15 protein-coding genes and 1 pseudogene are annotated in these 18,694 nt (G+C 65.5%); 9 read left to right on the top strand and 7 right to left on the bottom strand.

All coding sequences use genetic code 11. The features are described from left to right. Window positions 1-113: 113 nt before the first annotated feature. Window positions 114-2,489 (bottom strand): glucose/quinate/shikimate family membrane-bound PQQ-dependent dehydrogenase, encoded by a 2,376-nt coding sequence (locus QDT69_RS14235; protein WP_279707153.1) that lies wholly within the window; start codon window positions 2,487-2,489, stop codon window positions 114-116. A 342-nt stretch (window positions 2,490-2,831) separates the two neighbouring features. On the opposite strand from QDT69_RS14235, the gene QDT69_RS14230 reads away from it, so the two are divergent. Further along, on the top strand, window positions 2,832-3,581 hold the full coding sequence (locus QDT69_RS14230; RefSeq protein ID WP_279707152.1) for a class I SAM-dependent methyltransferase: 750 nt from the start codon (window positions 2,832-2,834) through the stop codon (window positions 3,579-3,581). 6 nt (window positions 3,582-3,587) lie between these two features. Here QDT69_RS14230 and QDT69_RS14225 read toward each other — a convergent pair whose 3' ends face one another. Both QDT69_RS14225 and QDT69_RS14220 read right to left on the bottom strand, forming a co-directional pair. Next, window positions 3,588-4,076, bottom strand: a complete 489-nt coding sequence (locus QDT69_RS14225) for an SRPBCC family protein (RefSeq protein WP_279707151.1) — start codon at window positions 4,074-4,076, stop codon at window positions 3,588-3,590. A gap of 7 nt (window positions 4,077-4,083) precedes the next feature. Beyond that, window positions 4,084-5,040, bottom strand: a complete 957-nt coding sequence (locus QDT69_RS14220; RefSeq protein WP_279707150.1) for a LysR family transcriptional regulator — start codon at window positions 5,038-5,040, stop codon at window positions 4,084-4,086. 100 nt (window positions 5,041-5,140) lie between these two features. On the opposite strand from QDT69_RS14220, the gene QDT69_RS14215 reads away from it, so the two are divergent. Beyond that, window positions 5,141-6,322: an MFS transporter gene (locus QDT69_RS14215; protein WP_279707149.1), complete on the top strand. Its 1,182-nt coding sequence runs from the start codon at window positions 5,141-5,143 to the stop codon at window positions 6,320-6,322. 23 nt (window positions 6,323-6,345) lie between these two features. After that, window positions 6,346-7,380 (top strand): annotated as a pseudogene (locus QDT69_RS14210) (aldo/keto reductase). Between the two features lie 36 nt (window positions 7,381-7,416). Here QDT69_RS14210 and QDT69_RS14205 read toward each other — a convergent pair. Then, complete coding sequence (locus tag QDT69_RS14205; RefSeq protein ID WP_279707148.1) at window positions 7,417-8,319, bottom strand: AraC family transcriptional regulator; 903 nt, start codon at window positions 8,317-8,319, stop codon at window positions 7,417-7,419. 309 nt (window positions 8,320-8,628) lie between these two features. Between QDT69_RS14205 and QDT69_RS14200 the strand changes: the two genes are divergently transcribed. Both QDT69_RS14200 and QDT69_RS14195 read left to right on the top strand, forming a co-directional pair. After that, window positions 8,629-10,269: an NAD(P)/FAD-dependent oxidoreductase gene (locus tag QDT69_RS14200; RefSeq protein ID WP_279707147.1), complete on the top strand. Its 1,641-nt coding sequence runs from the start codon at window positions 8,629-8,631 to the stop codon at window positions 10,267-10,269. Window positions 10,270-10,409: 140 nt separating this feature from the next. Then, window positions 10,410-11,603, top strand: coding sequence for a serine hydrolase (locus QDT69_RS14195; protein WP_279707146.1), 1,194 nt, complete (start codon window positions 10,410-10,412; stop codon window positions 11,601-11,603). Between the two features lie 181 nt (window positions 11,604-11,784). Here the strand turns inward: QDT69_RS14195 and QDT69_RS14190 are convergent, their stop codons facing one another. After that, complete coding sequence (locus QDT69_RS14190; RefSeq protein ID WP_279707522.1) at window positions 11,785-13,152, bottom strand: HAMP domain-containing sensor histidine kinase; 1,368 nt, start codon at window positions 13,150-13,152, stop codon at window positions 11,785-11,787. Between the two features lie 5 nt (window positions 13,153-13,157). Further along, window positions 13,158-13,832, bottom strand: a complete 675-nt coding sequence (locus tag QDT69_RS14185; RefSeq protein ID WP_050425143.1) for a response regulator transcription factor — start codon at window positions 13,830-13,832, stop codon at window positions 13,158-13,160. 321 nt (window positions 13,833-14,153) lie between these two features. Here QDT69_RS14185 and QDT69_RS14180 point away from each other — a divergent pair, with 321 nt between their 5' ends. The 4 genes from QDT69_RS14180 (at window position 14,154) to QDT69_RS14165 (ending at window position 17,557) form a co-directional block, all read left to right on the top strand. Continuing rightward, entirely contained in the window at window positions 14,154-14,732 is a 579-nt protein-coding gene (locus QDT69_RS14180) for a methyltransferase domain-containing protein (RefSeq protein ID WP_279707145.1), read from the top strand. A gap of 10 nt (window positions 14,733-14,742) precedes the next feature. Further along, the gene (locus QDT69_RS14175) at window positions 14,743-15,402 is read left to right on the top strand and encodes a DedA family protein (RefSeq protein WP_279707144.1); all 660 of its coding nucleotides are present in this window, start codon (window positions 14,743-14,745) and stop codon (window positions 15,400-15,402) included. Between the two features lie 314 nt (window positions 15,403-15,716). Continuing rightward, window positions 15,717-16,523: a UDP-2,3-diacylglucosamine diphosphatase gene (locus tag QDT69_RS14170; RefSeq protein WP_279707521.1), complete on the top strand. Its 807-nt coding sequence runs from the start codon at window positions 15,717-15,719 to the stop codon at window positions 16,521-16,523. After that, window positions 16,523-17,557, top strand: coding sequence for a glycosyltransferase family 1 protein (locus tag QDT69_RS14165; protein WP_279707143.1), 1,035 nt, complete (start codon window positions 16,523-16,525; stop codon window positions 17,555-17,557). The genes QDT69_RS14170 and QDT69_RS14165 overlap by 1 nt, the downstream gene beginning before the upstream one ends. Here the strand turns inward: QDT69_RS14165 and QDT69_RS14160 are convergent, their stop codons facing one another. Then, window positions 17,558-18,688 (bottom strand): threonine synthase, encoded by a 1,131-nt coding sequence (locus tag QDT69_RS14160; protein WP_279707142.1) that lies wholly within the window; start codon window positions 18,686-18,688, stop codon window positions 17,558-17,560. Window positions 18,689-18,694 lie beyond the last annotated feature (6 nt).

The following is an 18,694-nucleotide window of genomic DNA, read 5'->3' as shown; positions in this document are numbered from 1 at the left end:
GGCTTTGGCCTGACTTGCCAACCCTTACCGAGGCCGCGGAACTCATTTTGAGCGCGACGTCTCATCACCGCTGCGTCATCGCGGCGGCGAGTCTTGTCGTATCCTGGATGAGTTCAGTCCTTCAATGCATAGGCGATGACGTAGTCGCCGCGCTTGGTGCCGAACGAGCCGTGGCCGCCGGCCGCGGTGACGATGTATTGCTTGCCGCCAGCCTCGTAGCTCATCGGCGTCGATTGCGCGCCGGCGGGCAGGCGATCTTCCCAGAGCACCTTGCCGTCACGCACGTCATAGGCCCTGATCGTGTACTCGTAGGTGCCGGTGTAGAACGCGACGCCGCCGGCGGTGGTGATCGGCCCGCCCAGCATCGGCACTCCCATCTTGAACGGAAGTGGCAGCGGCGTGGTGTCCCGGATGCTGCCGTTGGGATGCTGCCAGACGATCTTCATCGTCCTGAGATCGATCGCGGCCATCGAGCCCCAAGGCGGCCGGTAGCACGGCACGGAGAGCGGCGAGAGGAAGCTCGAAATGTCCACGCCGAACGGCGTGCCATACATCGGCTGCGTTCCGATCTCGCTGCCGACCGGCTTCTCGGCGGTCGGCGCCGGAGGATTTTGCGGTCCGCGCGGAATGAGCTTCGATGCAAACGGCAGCGACATCGGGTTGGCGATGGCGATCTGCCTGACCGGATCGATCGCGATGCCGCCCCATTCGAACATGCCGAGATTGCCCGGGAAGACCAGCGTGCCCAGCAGCGATGGCGGCGTGAACGTGCCCTCGTACCGCAAGCGATGGAACATGATCCGGCACAGCAGCTGGTCGAAGATCGTGCCGCCCCACATGTCGGCGCCGGTAAGCTTCGCTTCCGGGCGGAACGTCAGTTCGGAAAACGGCTGCGTCGGCGCGCTGCGATCGCCGGGCGCCGGCCCCTGCGGCACCGCGCGTTCCGGCGCCGGCACGATCAATTCGCCGGTCCTGCGGTCGAGCACGAAGATGTTGCCGACCTTGGTCGGCTGGATGATCGCGGGGATCACGCCCTTGTCCGTCGTGACGTCGACCAGGCTCGGCTGCGAGGGAACGTCCATGTCCCAGAGGTCATGATGCACGGTCTGGTAAGACCAGGCGCGCTTGCCGGTGTTGACGTCAAGCGCGACGATCGAGCTCGAATAGCGCTCGACCAGCGCATCGCGATTGCCGCCCCAGATGTCGGGTCCGTTGTTGCCGGTCGGGATGTAGACCAGATTCAATTTCGGATCGAACGAGGCCGTGATCCAGGAATTCGGCGAGCCGTTGGTGTAATGCCGTGTCGGCGACGGCAATGCGTTCTCGTCGGCCGCCGCAGAGTCCCAGGCCCAGACCAGTTTGCCAGTGTAGACATCGAAGCCGCGGATCACGCCCGACGGCACCTCGACCGCATAATTGTCGATCACCGCGGCAGCAACGACCAGGATCCTGTCGCTGACGACCGGCGGTGATGTCGGCTCGAAGAAGCCGGCGGTTGTGATCCCCATCCCCTGCTGCAGATCGAGGATGCCGTGGTCGGCAAAATTCTCGCAAGGCTTGCCGCTGTCGGCATCGAGCGCGATCATGCGGCCGTCATTGACCGGCAGGAAGATTCGCCGCGGGCATTCGGCAGGTGCCGGATTGCCGCTGGAGTCCACGGCGCCCTGCGCGGTCTCGTGATAGGAGGCCCCGCGACAGGTCATGTGCTGGAACGTCTTGTTGTGCACGAGCTTGGGGTCGTAGCGCCAGCGCTCCGTGCCGGTCTTGGCGTCGAGCGCGAACAGCACCTGATGCTGCGAGCAGAGATAGAGTGTGTCGCGCACCTTGATCGGGGTGACCTCGAAGGTGGTCTCGCCGGAATCCTCCGGCGTCTTGACGTCGCCGGTGCGGAAGGTCCAGGCGACCTTGAGGTTGGCGACATTGTCGGGCGTGATCTGCTTCAGCGGCGAATAGCGCTGTCCGAACTGCGTCCGTCCATAGGCGCGCCAGTCGCCATCCGGCTGCGGGTCGGCTTCGCTTTGCTGAACGGCAGCGCGGGCCTCCGCGATCGTGCCGTTGATGTCGTGATAGCTCGTCAGCAGCCCGGCCACGAGGACGGCAGCTGATGCCACGACACCGACCCAGAGCGGCGCTGTCGCGCGCGCGTAAGACACAGGATCGCCTCGCGTCAGGGCGCGAACGATCACCGGCGTCAGCAGCCAGAGCGCCATCGGGAAGACGATGTCGCCGCGCGCCGCGAGCGGCCACCAGTCGAACCGCACCTCGTGGACGGCCCAGGCCAGCGTGCCGACCAGCACGATCGCAAACAGCCACAGCGCGGAACGGCGCTGCATCAGCAACAACGCCGCCGTGGCGAGGATGCCGACGCCGAGGATGATGTAGAAAATCGATCCGCCCAAGGCGGCGAGCCAGATCCCGCCGGCCGCGAGGACCAGGCCGATCAAGGCGTAGACGATAGCTGTGATGAAGACTGCCCTGGATCGCTGCATGGTCGCTCCGGTGCGCAAGAGGGACCGGGCTTGTCGTGCAAGCGCAACAGACCGTGTCCGCCTTCAAGGACTGTGGTTCAGTCAATCGCAACTTGCAACCTGGAACTGCGGCGTTGATGCTGCACAAGCACGCAAAGTTGCCATGCGAAACCCGCCGGAGAAAAATCGTTCAAAATGCAACGCTTTGGTCGACGAGGGGAGCAACCGGCCAACGGCGCTGACGCAAAGGTGAGGGGGCTTCAGCGAATTTTGACTCGACGCGCTCTTCCAGTCCCTTGCAGGCGCTGCTCTATACCGTCGGGCAGATTTCGCCGCTGAAAGCTGGCTCGCAGGAGAAGCACAATGACACTGAACCCTACAGCCAAGAATTATCGCGTCGCGGTCGCCGCCTACGAGGCGGGCCGGCCCAGCTACCCCGCGGAGATCGTCGCCGCGCTGTCGCTTCAAGCCGCGCGCTGTGTCGTTGATCTCGGCGCTGGAACCGGCAAGTTCACCCGCCTCCTGCTCCAGCATCTGCCCGCGACCACGCGTCTGGTCGCGGTCGAACCGGTCGCCGAGATGTCGGCCAAGCTGGCGCAGGAAGCGAAGGTGGAGGTCATCAACACCCGCGCCGATGCGATCGATCTTGCAACCGGCAGCGTCGATCTCGTGACCTGCGCCCAGGCGTTCCACTGGTTCGACAACGAGGCGTCGGTCGCCGAGATCGCGCGCCTGCTGCGTCCCGGCGGCACGCTGGCGCTGGTCTGGAACAACAGAGACGACCGCGCGCCGTGGGTCGATGCGTTGTCCCTCATGATTGAAAAATACGCGGGAGATGCGCCCCGGCAACGGACGGGACACTGGCGCTGGATCCTGAAGGATCCACGCTTCGTGCTCGAGAAGGAGATCGTGCAGGATCATCCGCACCGGATGGCGCGCCGGGATGTCTTCGAACGCGTCGCATCGACGAGCTATGTCGCCAATCTTCCTGCTGCGGAGAAGGCGGCTCTTCGCCACCAGACCGACGATATCCTGCGCGAGGCCGGCCTCGGTGATGCCGACGAGCTGGTGTTTCCCTATGTCACGCAGCTCTTTCTGCTGAAGCGAACCTAGACCACGCTATTGCGCGGCGAGGCTTTGTTCGACGACTTGTTTCAGGCGCGGCAGCGTCATGCGCCAGTAGAACGCGACATGCTTCGCGCCGGACTCGGCACCGATTTCCCAACCACGCCCGCGCCGGACTGGCGATGGCGGCACCTGCTGGGTGACGGTCAGCACCGTCTCGTCGCCGTCGGCCGCGAGCGTCATCGTGATCGTCGCATAGGATTGCGGAACGTCCGGCAGGCCGGAGACCTGCGACCAATAGGCGTATTCGAGAAGTATTGGCGGTTCGATGCGGATCACGCGCCCCTTGTCGCGATAGCGCTTCGCGCCGATCTCCGCCTCGATCTCGATCGGCGCGCCGATCTGCCAATCGGTCCTGAAATGCGCATTGCGCCAGCTCTCGCCCGCATCGGGATCCATGATCGCATCCCACACCTGCGTCGGCTGTGCGGCGATACGGATCGACTCGGTGACGGTCTGCAAGACCGGGGTTTCGTTCGTCATCGCATGCTCACTTGCCGCCCGCGATCTTCCAATTTCCATCCGCGCCACGCCGCAGCGCCGGATCGCCGATGCGGATGTGCTGCGCCAGGAAATCGATGAAGGCGCGCACCCGCGCCGGCAGCGGGCCGGCATGGCCGACATAGACCGCGTGGATGTCCTCGCGGTCGCCGGGATTGAGGTTCTGCAGCACCGGGATCAGACGTCCGGCCTCGATGTCCGGACCGATGTGGAACAGCGCCAGTCGCGCCACCCCGATGCCGCCGAGCGTGAGCTGGCGCGCGGTCTCACCGTCGCTGGCGCGCGCGACCGGTGGCGGCAGTGCTTCCTCGATCTTTTCGGCGCGGCGGAACGGCCAGCCGCGGATGCTGCGCGGAAAGGTCCACCCGATGCCGCGATGCGCGGCGAGGTCGGCCGGGGTCTTCGGTGTACCGAAGCGCGCGAGATAGGACGGTGCGGCGACCACCGCCATGCGGCTGGTGCCGAGCTTGCGCGCGATCAGCCGTGAGGCGCCGAGCGGGCCGGCGCGGATCGCGACATCGGCGCGCTCTTGCATCAGATCGACCAGCGTGTCGGTCAGCACAACGTCGAGCGTGATGTCGGGATGCTCGCGCATGAAGCGCGGCAGCAGCGGCATCACATGCAGCATGCCGAACGGGATATTGCTGTTCACGGTGAGATGGCCGCGCGGCACGCAGGAGGCGGCCTCGCGTTCGGCCTCGTCGATATCGGCAAGAATGCGCTGCGCACGCTGATAGAACGCCTGGCCTTCCTCGGTCAGTTGCAGCTTGCGCGTGGTGCGGTTGACCAGCCGGGTGCCGAGCCGCGTCTCCAGCCGCGATACCAGCTTGCTGACGCCCGACGGCGTCTGGCGCAGGCTGTTTGCGGCGGCGGTGAAGCCGCCGAGGTCGACGACGCGGACAAACACGTCCATTTCCCCGGAGCGGTTGGTGTCTATTCGGGCCATCTTGAATTCACGTCACAAATGATTGGATTGCGGCCATTCTAATCCTTCCTCGCCCGGACCGCTATGTCGCATTGCGGAATCCTCACCTCCGGAGCGACACATGCCTCTCGCAGTCCTAGCCTTGACCGCCGGTGCCTTTGGCATCGGCACCACCGAATTCCTCATCATGGGGCTGTTGCTGCAGGTCGCCGCCGACATGCACGTGTCGGTCTCCGCGGCGGGCCTGTTGATCTCCGGCTATGCGCTCGGCGTGTTCGTCGGCGCCCCGATCCTCACCCTCGGCACACGGCGGATGCCGCGCAAGGCGGTGCTGCTGGCGCTGATGGCGATCTTCACGCTCGGCAACGCCGCCTGCGCGCTGGCGCCGAACTACGAATTGCTGATGGCGGCGCGCATCCTCACCTCGCTGGCGCACGGCACCTTCTTCGGCGTCGGTTCGGTGGTCGCGACAAGTCTTGTCCCGGAAGACAAGAAGGCGTCGGCGATCGCCACGATGTTCATCGGCCTCACGGTCGCGACCCTGCTCGGCGTGCCCTTCGGCGCCTGGTTCGGCCTGATGCTGGGCTGGCGCGCGGCGTTCTGGGCGGTCGCGGCGATCGGCGTGATCGCGTTCATCGTGCTGGCAGTGCTGGTGCCCGGCCATGTCGGCGCCAAGGACAAGCCGGCGCCGCTGCGCGAGGAGCTCGCCGTGCTCGGCCGCCCGCAGGTCCTGCTCGGGCTTGCCATGACGGTGTTCGGCTTCGGCGGGCTGTTCGCGGTCTTCACCTACGTGCAGCCGATCCTGACGCGGCTGACCGGATTTTCCGACGCCGCGGTCTCGCCGATCCTGCTGGTGTTCGGCGCCGGGCTTGCAATCGGTAATGTCGCGGGTGGACGGCTCGCTGACAAGGGATTGGCGCGTGCGTTGCTGGTGTCGCTCGGCGGCCTCGCGCTTGTGCTGGTGGCGCTGACCGCGGTGATCTCGATGAAGGCATTGGCGGTCGTTCTGCTGTTCGTGCTCGGCGTCGCGGCGTTCGCGACCGTCGCGCCGTTGCAGCTTCGCGTGCTTGAAGCGGCTGGCGTGGAAGGCCGCACGCTGGCCTCCAGCCTGAACATCGCGGCCTTCAATCTCGGCAACGCGCTCGGCGCCTGGGCCGGCGGCGTCACCATCGATCGCGGCCTCGGCCTCGGCGCGCTGCCGCTGGTGGCGGCGCTCATCACCGCGATTGGGCTGCTGCTCGCGCTGTGGAGCCTGCGCCTCGATCGGCCGGTCGTGCTGGCCACGCAATGCCCGGCGGAATGAACAGCATCACAGGGAGTATGACCATGGAATACCGCAATCTCGGCGCGTCCGGCCTGAAGGTCCCGGTGCTCAGCTTCGGCACCGGCACCTTCGGTGGCCAGGGACCGTTGTTTTCCGCCTGGGGCCGCAGCGACGCCGGCGAGGCACGACGGCTGATCGACATCTGCCTCGAGGCCGGCGTCAATCTGTTCGACACTGCCGACGTCTATTCGAACGGCGCGTCGGAGGAGATCCTCGGCGCCGCGATCAAGGGCCGCCGCGACAAGGTCCTTATCTCGACCAAGACCGGGCTGCCGATGGGTGACGGCCCGCTCGACGCCGGCACCTCGCGCTATCGCCTCGTCGCCGCGGTCGACGCCGCGTTGCGCCGGCTCAATACTGACTACATCGATCTGTTGCAGCTCCACGCCTTCGACGCCTTCACGCCGATTGACGAAGTGCTGTCGACGCTCGATGCGCTCGTGCGCACCGGCAAGCTGCGCTATGTCGGCGCCTCGAATTTCTCCGGCTGGCATTTGATGAAATCGCTTGGGATCGCCGAGCGGCACGGCTGGCCGCGTTATGTGGCGCACTAGGTCTATTATTCGCTGGTCGGGCGCGACTATGAATCCGAGCTGATGCCGCTCGCACTCGATCAGGGCGTCGGTGCGCTGGTCTGGAGCCCGCTCGGCTGGGGCCGCCTGACCGGCAAGATCAGGCGTGGCCAGCCGCTGCCGAAGAATAGCCGTTTGCATGAGACCGCGCAGTTCGGGCCGGCGGTCGACGACGAGAAGCTTTACGCGATCGTCGATGCGCTCGATGCGGTAGCCGCCGAGACCGGCCGCACCGTGCCGCAGGTCGCGATCGCCTGGCTGCTCACCCGTCCCAGCGTGTCATCCGTGATCATCGGCGCGCGCGATGAGACACAGCTGCGTGACAATCTCGGCGCGGTCGGATGGTCGCTGTCGTCGGACCAGATTGCGCGTCTCGACAAGGCAAGCGCGGTGATGCCGGCCTATCCCTACTATCCCTACCGGATCCAGGAAGGCTTTGCCCGGATCAATCCGCCGCCGGTGTAAGGCGATCGCTGGCAAGCGGCAGCGCACGATTCAAGCTCACGCCTCGAGTTTGGTCTCGCAGACCTGCCGGCGGTACTCCGCCGGCGTCACGTTCATGTGCTGACGGAATACACGATTAAGGTGGCTCTGATCGGCGAAGCCTGCGAGCAGCGCGATTTCCTTCAGCGCCACGCGATCCCTGCGCAGATGCTGGCACGCATGCTCGACCTTGCGCCGCAGCACGTAAGCATGTGGCCGCATGCCGTAATGGACGCGGAACTTGCGCGCGAACTGCACCGGCGTGCAATTGCAGATGTTCGCCAGCTCCTCCAGCGTGATGTTCCGGGAGATGTTCTGCTCGACATAGTCATCGATCAGCCGCGCATGCGCCGGCCTGAACCTGCCCTGCGCGCAGGGCATCTTGAACTCGATCGCGGCGTATTTGCGCAGGATGTGCACGCTCGCTTGCAGCGCCAGCGCGTCGTAGCAGAGGCGGCCGCCCGGACCGCCGGCGGCGATTTCCTGAACCATCTGGTCGTTGATCCAGGTCAGCATCGGATCCTCGACCTTGAGCAAATCGTGAAGCTCGACCGCTTCGGCGTCGCGGTCGAATGCCTCGCTCGCCGTCTTCGTCATCAGGGCAGGAGAGATGTAGAAATGCGTGACCTCGATGTCATTCTTCCAGTGCCAGCTTGACGGCTCTGCGCGCGTCAAAAGCGACGTGACGCCGCGGCCGACGTGATCCTGCTTCCATGCGCTGCCGACACGGCGGTTCATCGACGTTACGCCGTCGCGATAGAGCACCAGGAGGAAGTTCTCCGACGGCGGGACCCAGATGTCGGATGGAGCGTAGCGGAAGATGCGCAGCCGGAAATCGTCCCGGCCGACCGCCAGACTATCCAGCTTCATCTCGCCGGGAGCGTAGCGCGGCAGTTCCTCGACCGTGATCAACTGGCCCATCGCGCGAGCCTCCTCCCTGGAAACCATCGGCGGTTGACCGCTTCTTCTTGTTCTTCTTGGCCGGACGGCTGAGCGCAGAATAGGCCGCTTTCGCCGTTTGCCAAGGAGACCAATGGCCGATCGCGATCGCACGGCCGCGTTCCAGAGATTGTCGGTTTCATTCAAGCCCCGGAAGCCGCGACCGCCATAGCCTCCTGTGCGTCCCGGCAGCCCGTCCATGCCGCCGGGGCCCAGATTGGCGCAACGCACCGTCATCCCGCGATGCAGCGGATGGGAAAGGGCGTGCGAGAAACCACACAGGAGGAAACCATGACCGCGACCGCAACCAGGTCCAATGGAAGCAACGGCGCGCACGCGACATCCAAATTCGACGCCGTGGTGATCGGCGCCGGCGTTGCCGGACTTTATCAATTGTTCCGCCTGCGCGAGCAGGGCCTGAAGGTCAGGGCCATTGACGCTGGTTCGAGCGTCGGCGGCACCTGGTACTGGAACCGCTATCCCGGCGCGCGCTTCGATTCCGAAGGCCACACCTATCAGTATCTGTTCTCCGAGGAACTCTACAAAGGCTGGAGCTGGAGCGAGCGGTTTCCGGGGCAGCCGGAGATCGAGCGCTGGCTGAACTATGTGGCCGACCGCCTCGACCTCAAGAAGGACATCCAGTTCCAGACCACGGTGAAGAGCGCGCATTTCGACGAGGCGACGCAACGCTGGCAGGTTACGACCAACAAGGGTGAAGTGATCGACACCCAGTTCCTGGTCACCTGCTGCGGCATGCTCTCCGCCCCGCATGTGTCCTTCCCGGGACAGGAGACGTTCAAGGGCAAGCTGTTCCATACCGCGCGCTGGCCGAAAGGGCCGATCGAACTCGCCGGCAAGCGCGTCGGCGTGGTCGGCAATGGCGCAACCGGGATCCAGGTGATCCAGTCGATCGCGGGCGAAGTCGGTCATCTCAAGGTGTTCATCCGCACCCCGCAATACATCATCCCGATGAAGAACCCGAAATGGGATGCGTCGGATGCGGAGGCCTACAAGTCGAAGTTCAAATTCCTCACCGAACGGTTGCCGAAGACGTTCACCGGCTTCGAGTTCGACTTCGAGCACGCATGGGCCGACCTGTCGCCGCAGCAACGCCGCGAGGTGATCGAGGAGTGCTGGAACCACGGATCGCTCAAATTGTGGGTGTCGTCCTTCGCCGAGCTGTTCTTCGACGAGGCCGTCAACGCCGAGATCACCGAATTCGTGCGCGAGAAGATGCGCGAGAGAATCAAGGATCCCAAACTGTGCGAGCAGCTGATCCCGGCCGATTACGGCTTCGGCACCCACCGGGTGCCGCTGGAAAGCAATTTCCTCGAGGCCTTCCACCGGCCCAATGTCGAGATCGTCAGCGTCAAGGATAATCCGATCGCCCGCATCACGCCCGAGGGCATCCAGACCGCCGACGGCACGGTGCACGAATTCGACGTCATCATTCTGGCGACCGGGTTCGACGCCGGGACCGGCGCGTTGACGCGGATCGATATCCGCGGCCGCGACGGCCGTTCGCTAAAGGAGGACTGGGGCCGGGATATCCGCACCACCATGGGCCTGCAGGTTCACGGCTATCCGAACCTGTTCACGACAGCGGTGCCGCTCGCGCCTTCGGCTGCGCTCTGCAACATGACCACCTGCCTGCAGCAGCAGGTCGAGTGGATCGACGATTGCATCAAGTACATGCGCGGCAACAACCTGAACGTCATCGAGCCGTCCAGGGATATCGAGGATCAGTGGGTCGCGCATCACGATGAGACCGCCAACGCGACGCTGATCGCCAAGACCAACTCCTGGTACCTCGGCTCGAATGTCGAGGGCAAGCCGCGCCGGGTGCTGTCCTATTGTGGCGGTGTCGGCACCTATCGCCAGAAATGCGACGAAGTCGCAGCGAGCGGCTATCGCGGCTTCGCGATGCAGTAGGTCCGATCGCCATTGGACCTCGTAGCCCGGATGGAGCGAAGCGTAATCCGGGACCAGTGACACTGGCTGCACCAACCCCGGATTTCGCTCCGCTCCATCCGGGCTACGCAGGCCAACATCATAAAATATGGAGGAAAACAATGAGCACGAACTTCAGTGCGGCTGCAGATGCGATTCTCGATGGCGTCGTGACCTCGAATCCACGCGTCCCCGGTGTGGTTGCGATGGTGACCGACCGGCATCGCAACATCTATGAAGGCGCCGCCGGCAAGCGCCGGCTCGACCAGCCGGCCGACATGACGACCGACAGCGTGTTCGCCATCTTCTCGACCACCAAGGCGATCACGGGTACCGCCGTCCTGCAACTCGTCGAGGAGGGCAAGCTCGACCTCGACGCGCCGGCCAAGACCTATGCGCCCGACATCGGCAAGCTTCAGGTGATCGAGGGCTTTGACGACAAGGGCGAGCCGGTGTTGCGCGCACCGAAGCGCGACATCACGACGCGGATGCTGATGGTGCATAGCGCGGGCCTCGGCTACGACTTCATCAACCACACCTATAATCGCCTTGCGCAGGAGAAAGGGCAGCCGAGCGTCATCACGGCGTCGAAGGCGTCGCTGATGACACCTCTGCTGTTCGATCCGGGCGAGCGGTGGGAGTATGGCACCAACATGGATTGGTGCGGCCAGATCGTCGAGGCGATCACCGGAAGGCGGCTCGGCGACGTGTTCAAGGCGCGGATATTCGAACCGCTCGGCATTCAGGATACCACCTTCGAGCTCACCGACGCGATGCGCCGCAAGCTCGCCGGCATTCACGCCCGCAATGCCGACGGCTCGCTCACGCCGATGGATTTCGAGCTGCCGGCCAATCCGGAAATCCACATGGGCGGCCACGGGCTCTACGGCACGATCGGCGACTACATGCGCTTCATCCGGATGTGGCTAAATGACGGCGCCGGCGAGCACGGCCGCGTCCTCAAGCCCGAGACCGTGCGGATGGCCGAAAAGAACCACCTCGGCAACAACAAGGTCACCGCGATTACCGGCGTGATCACGTCTCTGGCCAACGACGCCGAGTTCTTCCCCGGCCAGTCGAAGTCCTGGGCGTTGAGCTTTATGATCAATGACGAGCAGGCTCCGACCGGCCGCCCCGCCGGCGCACTCGGCTGGGCCGGTCTCGCCAATTTGTTCTACTGGATCGATCGCCAGAATGGTTTTGGCGGATACTGGGCGACGCAAATCCTCCCCTTTGGCGATCCGACGTCGTTCATCGGCTACATCAATTTCGAGACGGCGTTCTACGAATCCCTGCGGCTGCGCAAGGCGGGCTAACGCATGATCAGGAAAAGTGCGAAGCGGTTTTCCGACAAGATCATGCTTTAACAATGAGCTAAAGCACGATGACGATCGACCAATCTCATCGTGCTTTAGCGTGTGATCCGCAAGAGCGCGATGACGATTGAGCCCGATCGCATCGCGCTTTTTGCCGCCTGCCGGGGCCATCTCTGTGCGATCAGCAGGATGGCTGCACTTTCGGAAACACCATGCGCATGCAGGCGCCGCCGGATGGTGCCTGATCGACCTCGATCCGGCCGCCGTGCAGGCGCATGATGGTCTGCACCAGGTCGAGGCCGAGGCCGGCGCCGCGCCCGCCCGGATGCAGCCGGCGGAACGGCTCGAATATCTGCTCGCGCTCTTCCGGCGCGATGCCGTCGCCATCGTCGCAGACCTCGATCAGGCCTGCCGCCGTAACCCGAACCAGGATCGTGCCGCGCCGCCGTCCGTGGTCGATGGCGTTCTGCACCAGATTGGTGAGCGCACGCTCGAGTGAGGTCTGATCGCCGTTCACCACGGTGTTCTCGTCCTCGTGCTCGAACGACATCTCGTAGCCGGCTGCGAAGGCGAGCGGCGCGAGATCGAGCACGACCTGCCGCGCGACACCGACGAGATTGACGGGACCGAACGTGTCGGCGCGCTGATCGAGCCGTTGCAGGTCCAACAGCTGGCCGGCCATGACGCTCAGGCGGGTCGCGTCCTCGAGCAGGTGGGTCTTCTCCGGTCCAGCCTCGAGCGAGGCCACCCGGGTCGAGAGGATCGCGATCGGCGTGCGGAGCTCGTGCGCAGCATCGGCCAAGAAGCGACGATGGCGCTCGTAACCCTTGTCGAGGCGGTCGAGCGCGGCATTGATGGCCTTGACCAGCGGGGTGATTTCGATCGGCACCTTGTCGAGCGGCAATTGCACGCCGCGCTGGTCGATGTCGATGCGTTCAGCCTGCGCCGCGACTTGCGCCAGACCCGTCATGGCCCGGCGCACCACGAACGGGGTCGCGACCAGCGTCGCCAATGTCATCAGCACGACGATCGGCAGGATCATGTTGAGGAACAGCAGCGGCGTGCTCTCCAGCGCGCGCCACATCGAAAGCTCGCCGTATGTGCCGGTCAGGATCTGGATCCGTCCTGCCGAGGTGTCGACCCATTTGACGAGACCCGCGGGTCGCATGGCGTCCGCGGCGTTCCATTTGAGCCGCGCCTCGCTGACATGATCGAGGCTTGATGCAATCGGTGCGAACTGCGGAGGCACCGCGCCCTCGGAGAGCTGGTGACCTTCGGTGTCGCGGATGACGAACCAGAGGTCGGCATGCTCGGCGCGCAGGGCAGCGAGCTCCGGCGTCCGGCGCAGCGCCAGTCCGCCCGCTTCATCGCGGGTGATGGCGTCGCGCAGCGTATCGACCGTGCTGCCTTCGTACTCGCCGATCAAAAGCCCGGCCCGCAGCAACCCGATCGCGGCGGCTCCGATCAGCAAGATCAGGAGGGTCAACGTGACGGCCTGCAGGCCAGCGAGACGCCCGATCAGCCGCCAGGTGAGGGATCGCGGTCGCAGCACGCTCACGGTGTTTCCCGCAGCACATAGCCGAGGCCACGAACGCCGTTGATCGCGACGCCGGCGTCGGCTTCAGTGAGCCTGCGGCGCAACCGCGACACGTGCGTGTCCAGCGCATTGGGCTGCACGTCGTCGTCGAGGCCGTAGACCGCCTCCATCAGCGCGGAACGCTGCACCATGCGTCCCATCCGATGCAGCAGCGCCTCGAGCACCAGCCGTTCGCGACGCGGCATCTCCAGGGGGCGTCCGTCGACACTGGCTTCGCGATGGGCGAAGTCGAACGACAGGCGGCCGATCCGCGCAGCATGCTGTTGCACATTGGCGGGCCGGCGCAGCAGCGCGCGCAACCGCGCCAGCAGCTCCTCGAACGCAAACGGTTTGCCGAGATAATCGTCCGCGCCACAATCGAGGCCCGAGATCCGGTCCGCGAGCTCGCCGCGGGCCGTCAGCACCAGCACCGGCACCGTGTTGCCGCTCGCGCGCAATTTCGGAATCAGCGACAGCCCGTCGCCATCGGGCAATTGCCGGTCGAGCACGATCGCATCGTAGCTGCCCGCCGCGGCAATCGCCTCGGCTTCCGACAGGTCCGGCGCGTGATCCACCAGCATGTCGTGGCGCGCGAGTGCTGCACGCAGCGCTGCGACCATTTCCGGCTGGTCCTCCACCAACAGCACGCGCATTCGTCGTCTTTATCCCTGCATCGATCTGCCGGCTTTATGTCCGATTCATTGCGGCAACCTTGCGGTTTGCTCCGCGCCAATGCGTCGCGGCGTGAAATTTCGCACCCGCGTCCATTCGCGACAGGCTGGCGCAAGCTTCGCATGAGACAGAGGCCTCGATCGGAGCGGGCCGAATCGTCCCGCCCCCGACCGACACGCTCAACCGGCGGGAGCCGACCACGCACGATGGTGGCGCCTGCAATGTGAAAGATATGGGAATGGCCTTGTCAACGAAGCCGCGGCGCGAGATGCGCAACGCGCCCAGCGTGCGGGAGCTCCAGCATGTCAGCCGCTGACATCCTGCCGTTCTTCCGCGCCTGGGTGCGCAATCCGATGCGCGTCGCCGCGGTCGCGCCGTCCGGGCCCGCCGTCTCGTCCCTGATGACGCAGGAGATCACGGCGGACACCGGTCCGGTGATCGAGCTTGGCCCCGGCACCGGCGTCTTCACCCACGCGTTGCTGAAGCGCGGTGTGAGGCAGCAGGATCTCACCTTGGTGGAGTACGGCTCCGAGTTCATCCCGCTGCTGCAACGGCGCTTCCCGGGTGCCCGGGTGCTCTGGATGGATGCGGCCTGGCTGTGGAGGGAGAGGCTGTTCGAAGGGGCGCCGGTCGGTGCAGTCGTGAGCGGGCTCGGGCTTCTCATCATGCCGCCGGAGAAGGTCACGACGATCCTCGATGCCGCCTTCCGCTATCTCCGCACAGGCGGTGCCTTCTACCAGATCACCTATGGCCCGCGTTGCCCTGTGTCGGACGCGGTCCTGGATCGCCTCGATCTGCAGGCGAGCTGTGTCGGGCAGACGTTCCGCAACCTGCCGCCGGCGTCCGTGTACCGGATCAGCCGCCGCCACCCCCACGCTTGATCGAGGCGCCATGGACACGTCGAGCACGATTGCAATGTTCCTGCACTTCGGCCTGGTGGGCGTTGGCTGCCTTGCCGTCGCCGAGAAGTTCATCCCGCTACTGCCGTCCTACGTGCTGCTGATGCTGCTCGGGCTGACAGTCTCCGACGGCACGACGCTCACGATGACCATCCTCGCGACCAGCGCAGGCTCCGTCGTCGGTGCGATCGGCTGGTACGGGCTCGGGCGCGCGCTCGGCTCGCGGCGCATCGAAGCGCTGGTGACGCGCTACGGCAAGTTCGTGCTGCTGCGGCCCTCGCTCTACCAGCAGCTCACCGACGCCTATCGCGGCAATCATTTCTGGGTGACGCTGATCGGCCAGACCCTGCCCACGGTGCGGATCTATCTGGCGCTGCCCGCCGGCGTGTTGCGGCTGGAGCCGCGCGCCTTCGTGATGGCGACGGCGATCGGCACCGTGATCTGGAACATGCCGTTCCTCACGCTGGGCTATGCGCTGCGCGGCAGCGGTCATGATCCGGTCAGCCTCGGCTTCCGGGTGGTGGTCGTCCTGATCGCCGTGGAGGTCGCGCTCTTCCTCGGCTTCCGCTTCTACAAGCGCTCGCTCGCGCCGCGGCCTTTCGCGAAGCCGCTCGCGCTGCCCTCGCGCTTGCCGGTGGAGGAAGGCGCATGAGAGTCCTGTTGTCCCGCTTGCGGCCGAGCTCGCATACCCTCGAATGCGCCGCCGCCGCGCTGCTGGTGCTGGCTGCGAGCTATCAGTTCGGCGTCGCGGCATCCGGCGGGCGATATCGCGCGGCCGAGTTCGCGCTGCTGGTGCTCGTGGCAGGCATCTATTGGCATCGTTCGATCTTCCGGCGATGCGCCAGCCGCGATGTCACCAGGGTTCTCGCTGGATTGGCCGAGGCCATGGCGACAGCATTCCGGCGCGACGGCAGCGAGGCCGATCGAGATGTCTGGCTTCCGGTACGCGACGATCGCGCCGGCGCAGTGCGGCTCTCGTCGCGGCATGTCGTCAAGGTCAGAAGCCTGTTCATCTCCGACGTCCATCTCGGAACCAGAGGGTGCCAGGCCGAGCGGCTGATCGACTTTCTTCGGCACCACGATGCCGAAACCGTGTTCCTGGTGGGCGACATCGTCGACGGCTGGTGCCTGCGGTCGAGCTGGTACTGGCCCACGGCGCACAATGCCGTCGTGCGGGAGCTGATCGAGCTCGCGCAGCGGGGCCGGCGCCTGGTCTACATACCCGGCAATCACGACGAATTCCTGCGTGACTATGCCGGTGCGGCGTTCGGCGGCGTCGAGGTGGTCGAACGCGCGATCCATCGTGGTCTCGACGGCCGCGACTACCTCGTCGTTCACGGTGATCATTTCGATCTCGTGGTGCGGCATGCGCGATGGCTCGCGCTGATCGGTGATGTCGGCTACCGGGCCGCGCTGGCGTCCAATGTCTGGCTCAACCGGATCAGGCGCCAATTCGGGTTCGGCTATTGGTCGTTCTCGTCCTGGGCCAAGTTGCGGGTCAAGAATGCGGTCAACCATATCGGCCGGTTCGAGGAGGTGCTGTCCTCCGAGGCCAGGCGCCGCAACGTTCAGGGCGTGATCTGCGGTCATATCCACCACGCGGCGATGCACGATGATTTCGGCGTGCGCTACATCAATACCGGAGATTGGGTGGAGTCCTGCACGGGCGTGGTCGAGCGCTATGACGGGCAGTTCGAAATCGTCCGATGGACGGATCCGCAGCCGGCGTCGAACGCGGCTGGCTTCGCGCCGCTCGCGGAGGCGGTCGCCTGATGCGTGTCCTGGTGGCGACCGACGCCTGGCGTCCGCAGATCAATGGTGTGGTCCGCTCGCTCGAGTATCTCGCCAGCGAAGCGCCGTCGCTTGGTGCGGAGATCAGCTTTCTCACGCCGGCCGATTTCCGCACCATGCCGTTGCCGGGCTATCCGGAGATCCGGCTCGCGCTGCCGTCGATCGGACGCATCGCGCGCGCGATCGACGCAGCGCGCCCGGACTCGGTGCACATTGCGACCGAGGGTCCGATCGGCTGGATCAGCCGCCATGTCTGCCGGACGCGCGGCTATCCGTTCACGACCAGCTACCACACCCGCTTTCCCGAATACCTCGCCGCGCGGGTGCCGGTGCCGCTGCGGTGGAGCTACGCGGCGCTGCGCCGCTTCCATAATGGTGGCGACGGCATCATGGTCGGCTCGCCGTCGCTCGAGCAGGCGCTGAAAGCCCATGGCTTCCGTAAGTTGATGCCGTGGTCGCGTGGCGTCGATGCCGAGCTGTTCTGCCCCCGCACGGAGCGGCCGCTCGCTTTCCCGGCACCGGTGTTCCTCTATGTCGGCCGCATTGCGGTCGAGAAGAACCTCGATGCCTTTCTCGGTCTCGATTTGCCGGGTTCGAAAGTCGTGGTCGGGGATGGACCGCTGCGCAGCAGCCTGCAGGCCAGGTTTCCGCAGGTTCATTTCCTCGGCACGCGGACGGGACGGGCGCTCGCCGATGTCTATGCGTCGGCTGACGTCATGGTGTTTCCAAGCCTGACCGATACGTTCGGGATGGTGCTGCTCGAGGCGCTGGCCTGCGGCGTGCCGGTCGCGGCGTTCCCGGTGATGGGGCCGCTCGACGTGATCGGCAAATCAGGCTGCGGATGTCTCGATCACGATCTGCGCCGCGCGGCGCTCGGTGCGCTGCGCGTGCCGCGCGAGAAATGCCGCGCCCACGCTTTGACCTTTACCTGGCAGGAAAGCGTGCGCCAGTTCCTCGACAATATCGGGCGGGCGCACGCCGCGCCGGCGCTCGCCGCCGCAGCGATTGCAGGCTGACTAGCTGCCCAGCAACTCGGTGATCAGCCCTGCGGCCTTGATCCCGGTGCCGCTGATGATGACGACGGTGCGCTCCGCCGGCCGGATCGCGCCGCGGTCCTTCAGCACGTCGAGCGCGGCGGCGGCCGAGGCCGAGGTCGGTTCGACGAACAGGCCGGTCAACGCCAGCCGCTTCAATGCGGCGATGATGCCGTCCTCCGGAATTGCGACCGTGCCGCCGCCGCTCTCCTTCAGCGCCGCGATCATCTGCTTCAGCCGCAGCGGATACTTGATCGCGGTGCCCTCCGCGATGGTCTTGCGGACCGCGCGATCGACCGGCGTGTCGACGCCGGCGGCGAAGCTGGCATCGACTGGCGAGCAGTTGAGCGGTTGTGCACCGAACAGCCGCGGCAACTTCTTGATCTGCCCGGCCGCAAGCAGCTCCTTGAAGCCGATGTAACAACCGAGCAGGCTGCTGCCGGCGCCGACCGGCATGATGACGTTGTCGGGCGCGGTGAAGCCGAAATCTTCCCAGATCTCGTAGGCCAGCGATTTCGTGCCTTGCAGGAAGAAGGGCTGCCAGTTGTGGCTGGAGTAGAAGATCTGCCTCGACTGACGGATCGCCTCTGCTTCGGATTCCTCGCGCGGCCCTTCCACCAGCTGCACCTCGGCGCCGAAAGCGTGCATCTGCGCCACCTTCATCGGCGACGTCGTCGCCGGCGCCAGGATTTTCACCCGCATGCCGCCCGCCGCGCCATAGGCCGAGACGGACGCGCCGCCATTCCCCGAGCTATCCTCCAGCACGGCATCGACACCGAGCTGGCGCAGCAACGACAGCATCACCGTGGTGCCGCGATCCTTGAAGCTTGCGGTCGGATTGAACCATTCCAGCTTGAAATGCGGTCGCAGATCGCCCCACGCCTTCTCGACGGCGGGCGTGCAGCCTTCGCCCATCGTGATCGGTTGCCTGATCTCGACCGGCAGCGCCGCGCGGTAACGCCACAGCGACCGCGTCCCGCGCTCGACCTCGTCGCGGGAGATGCCGGGCAGCGGCGTCACGAGCAGCGGCTTGCCCTCGTCGGAGCACCAGCGCGGGATATCCAGCGGGTAGAGCTTTCCGTTCAGCGGGTCGACGTAGCTGGGTGAAGGCATCTCGAT

Origin of the sequence: Bradyrhizobium sp. CER78 (assembly GCF_029846235.1) — a bacterium.
GTDB lineage: Bacteria > Pseudomonadota > Alphaproteobacteria > Rhizobiales > Xanthobacteraceae > Bradyrhizobium.
This window is presented reverse-complemented; position numbering and strand designations above follow the sequence as displayed.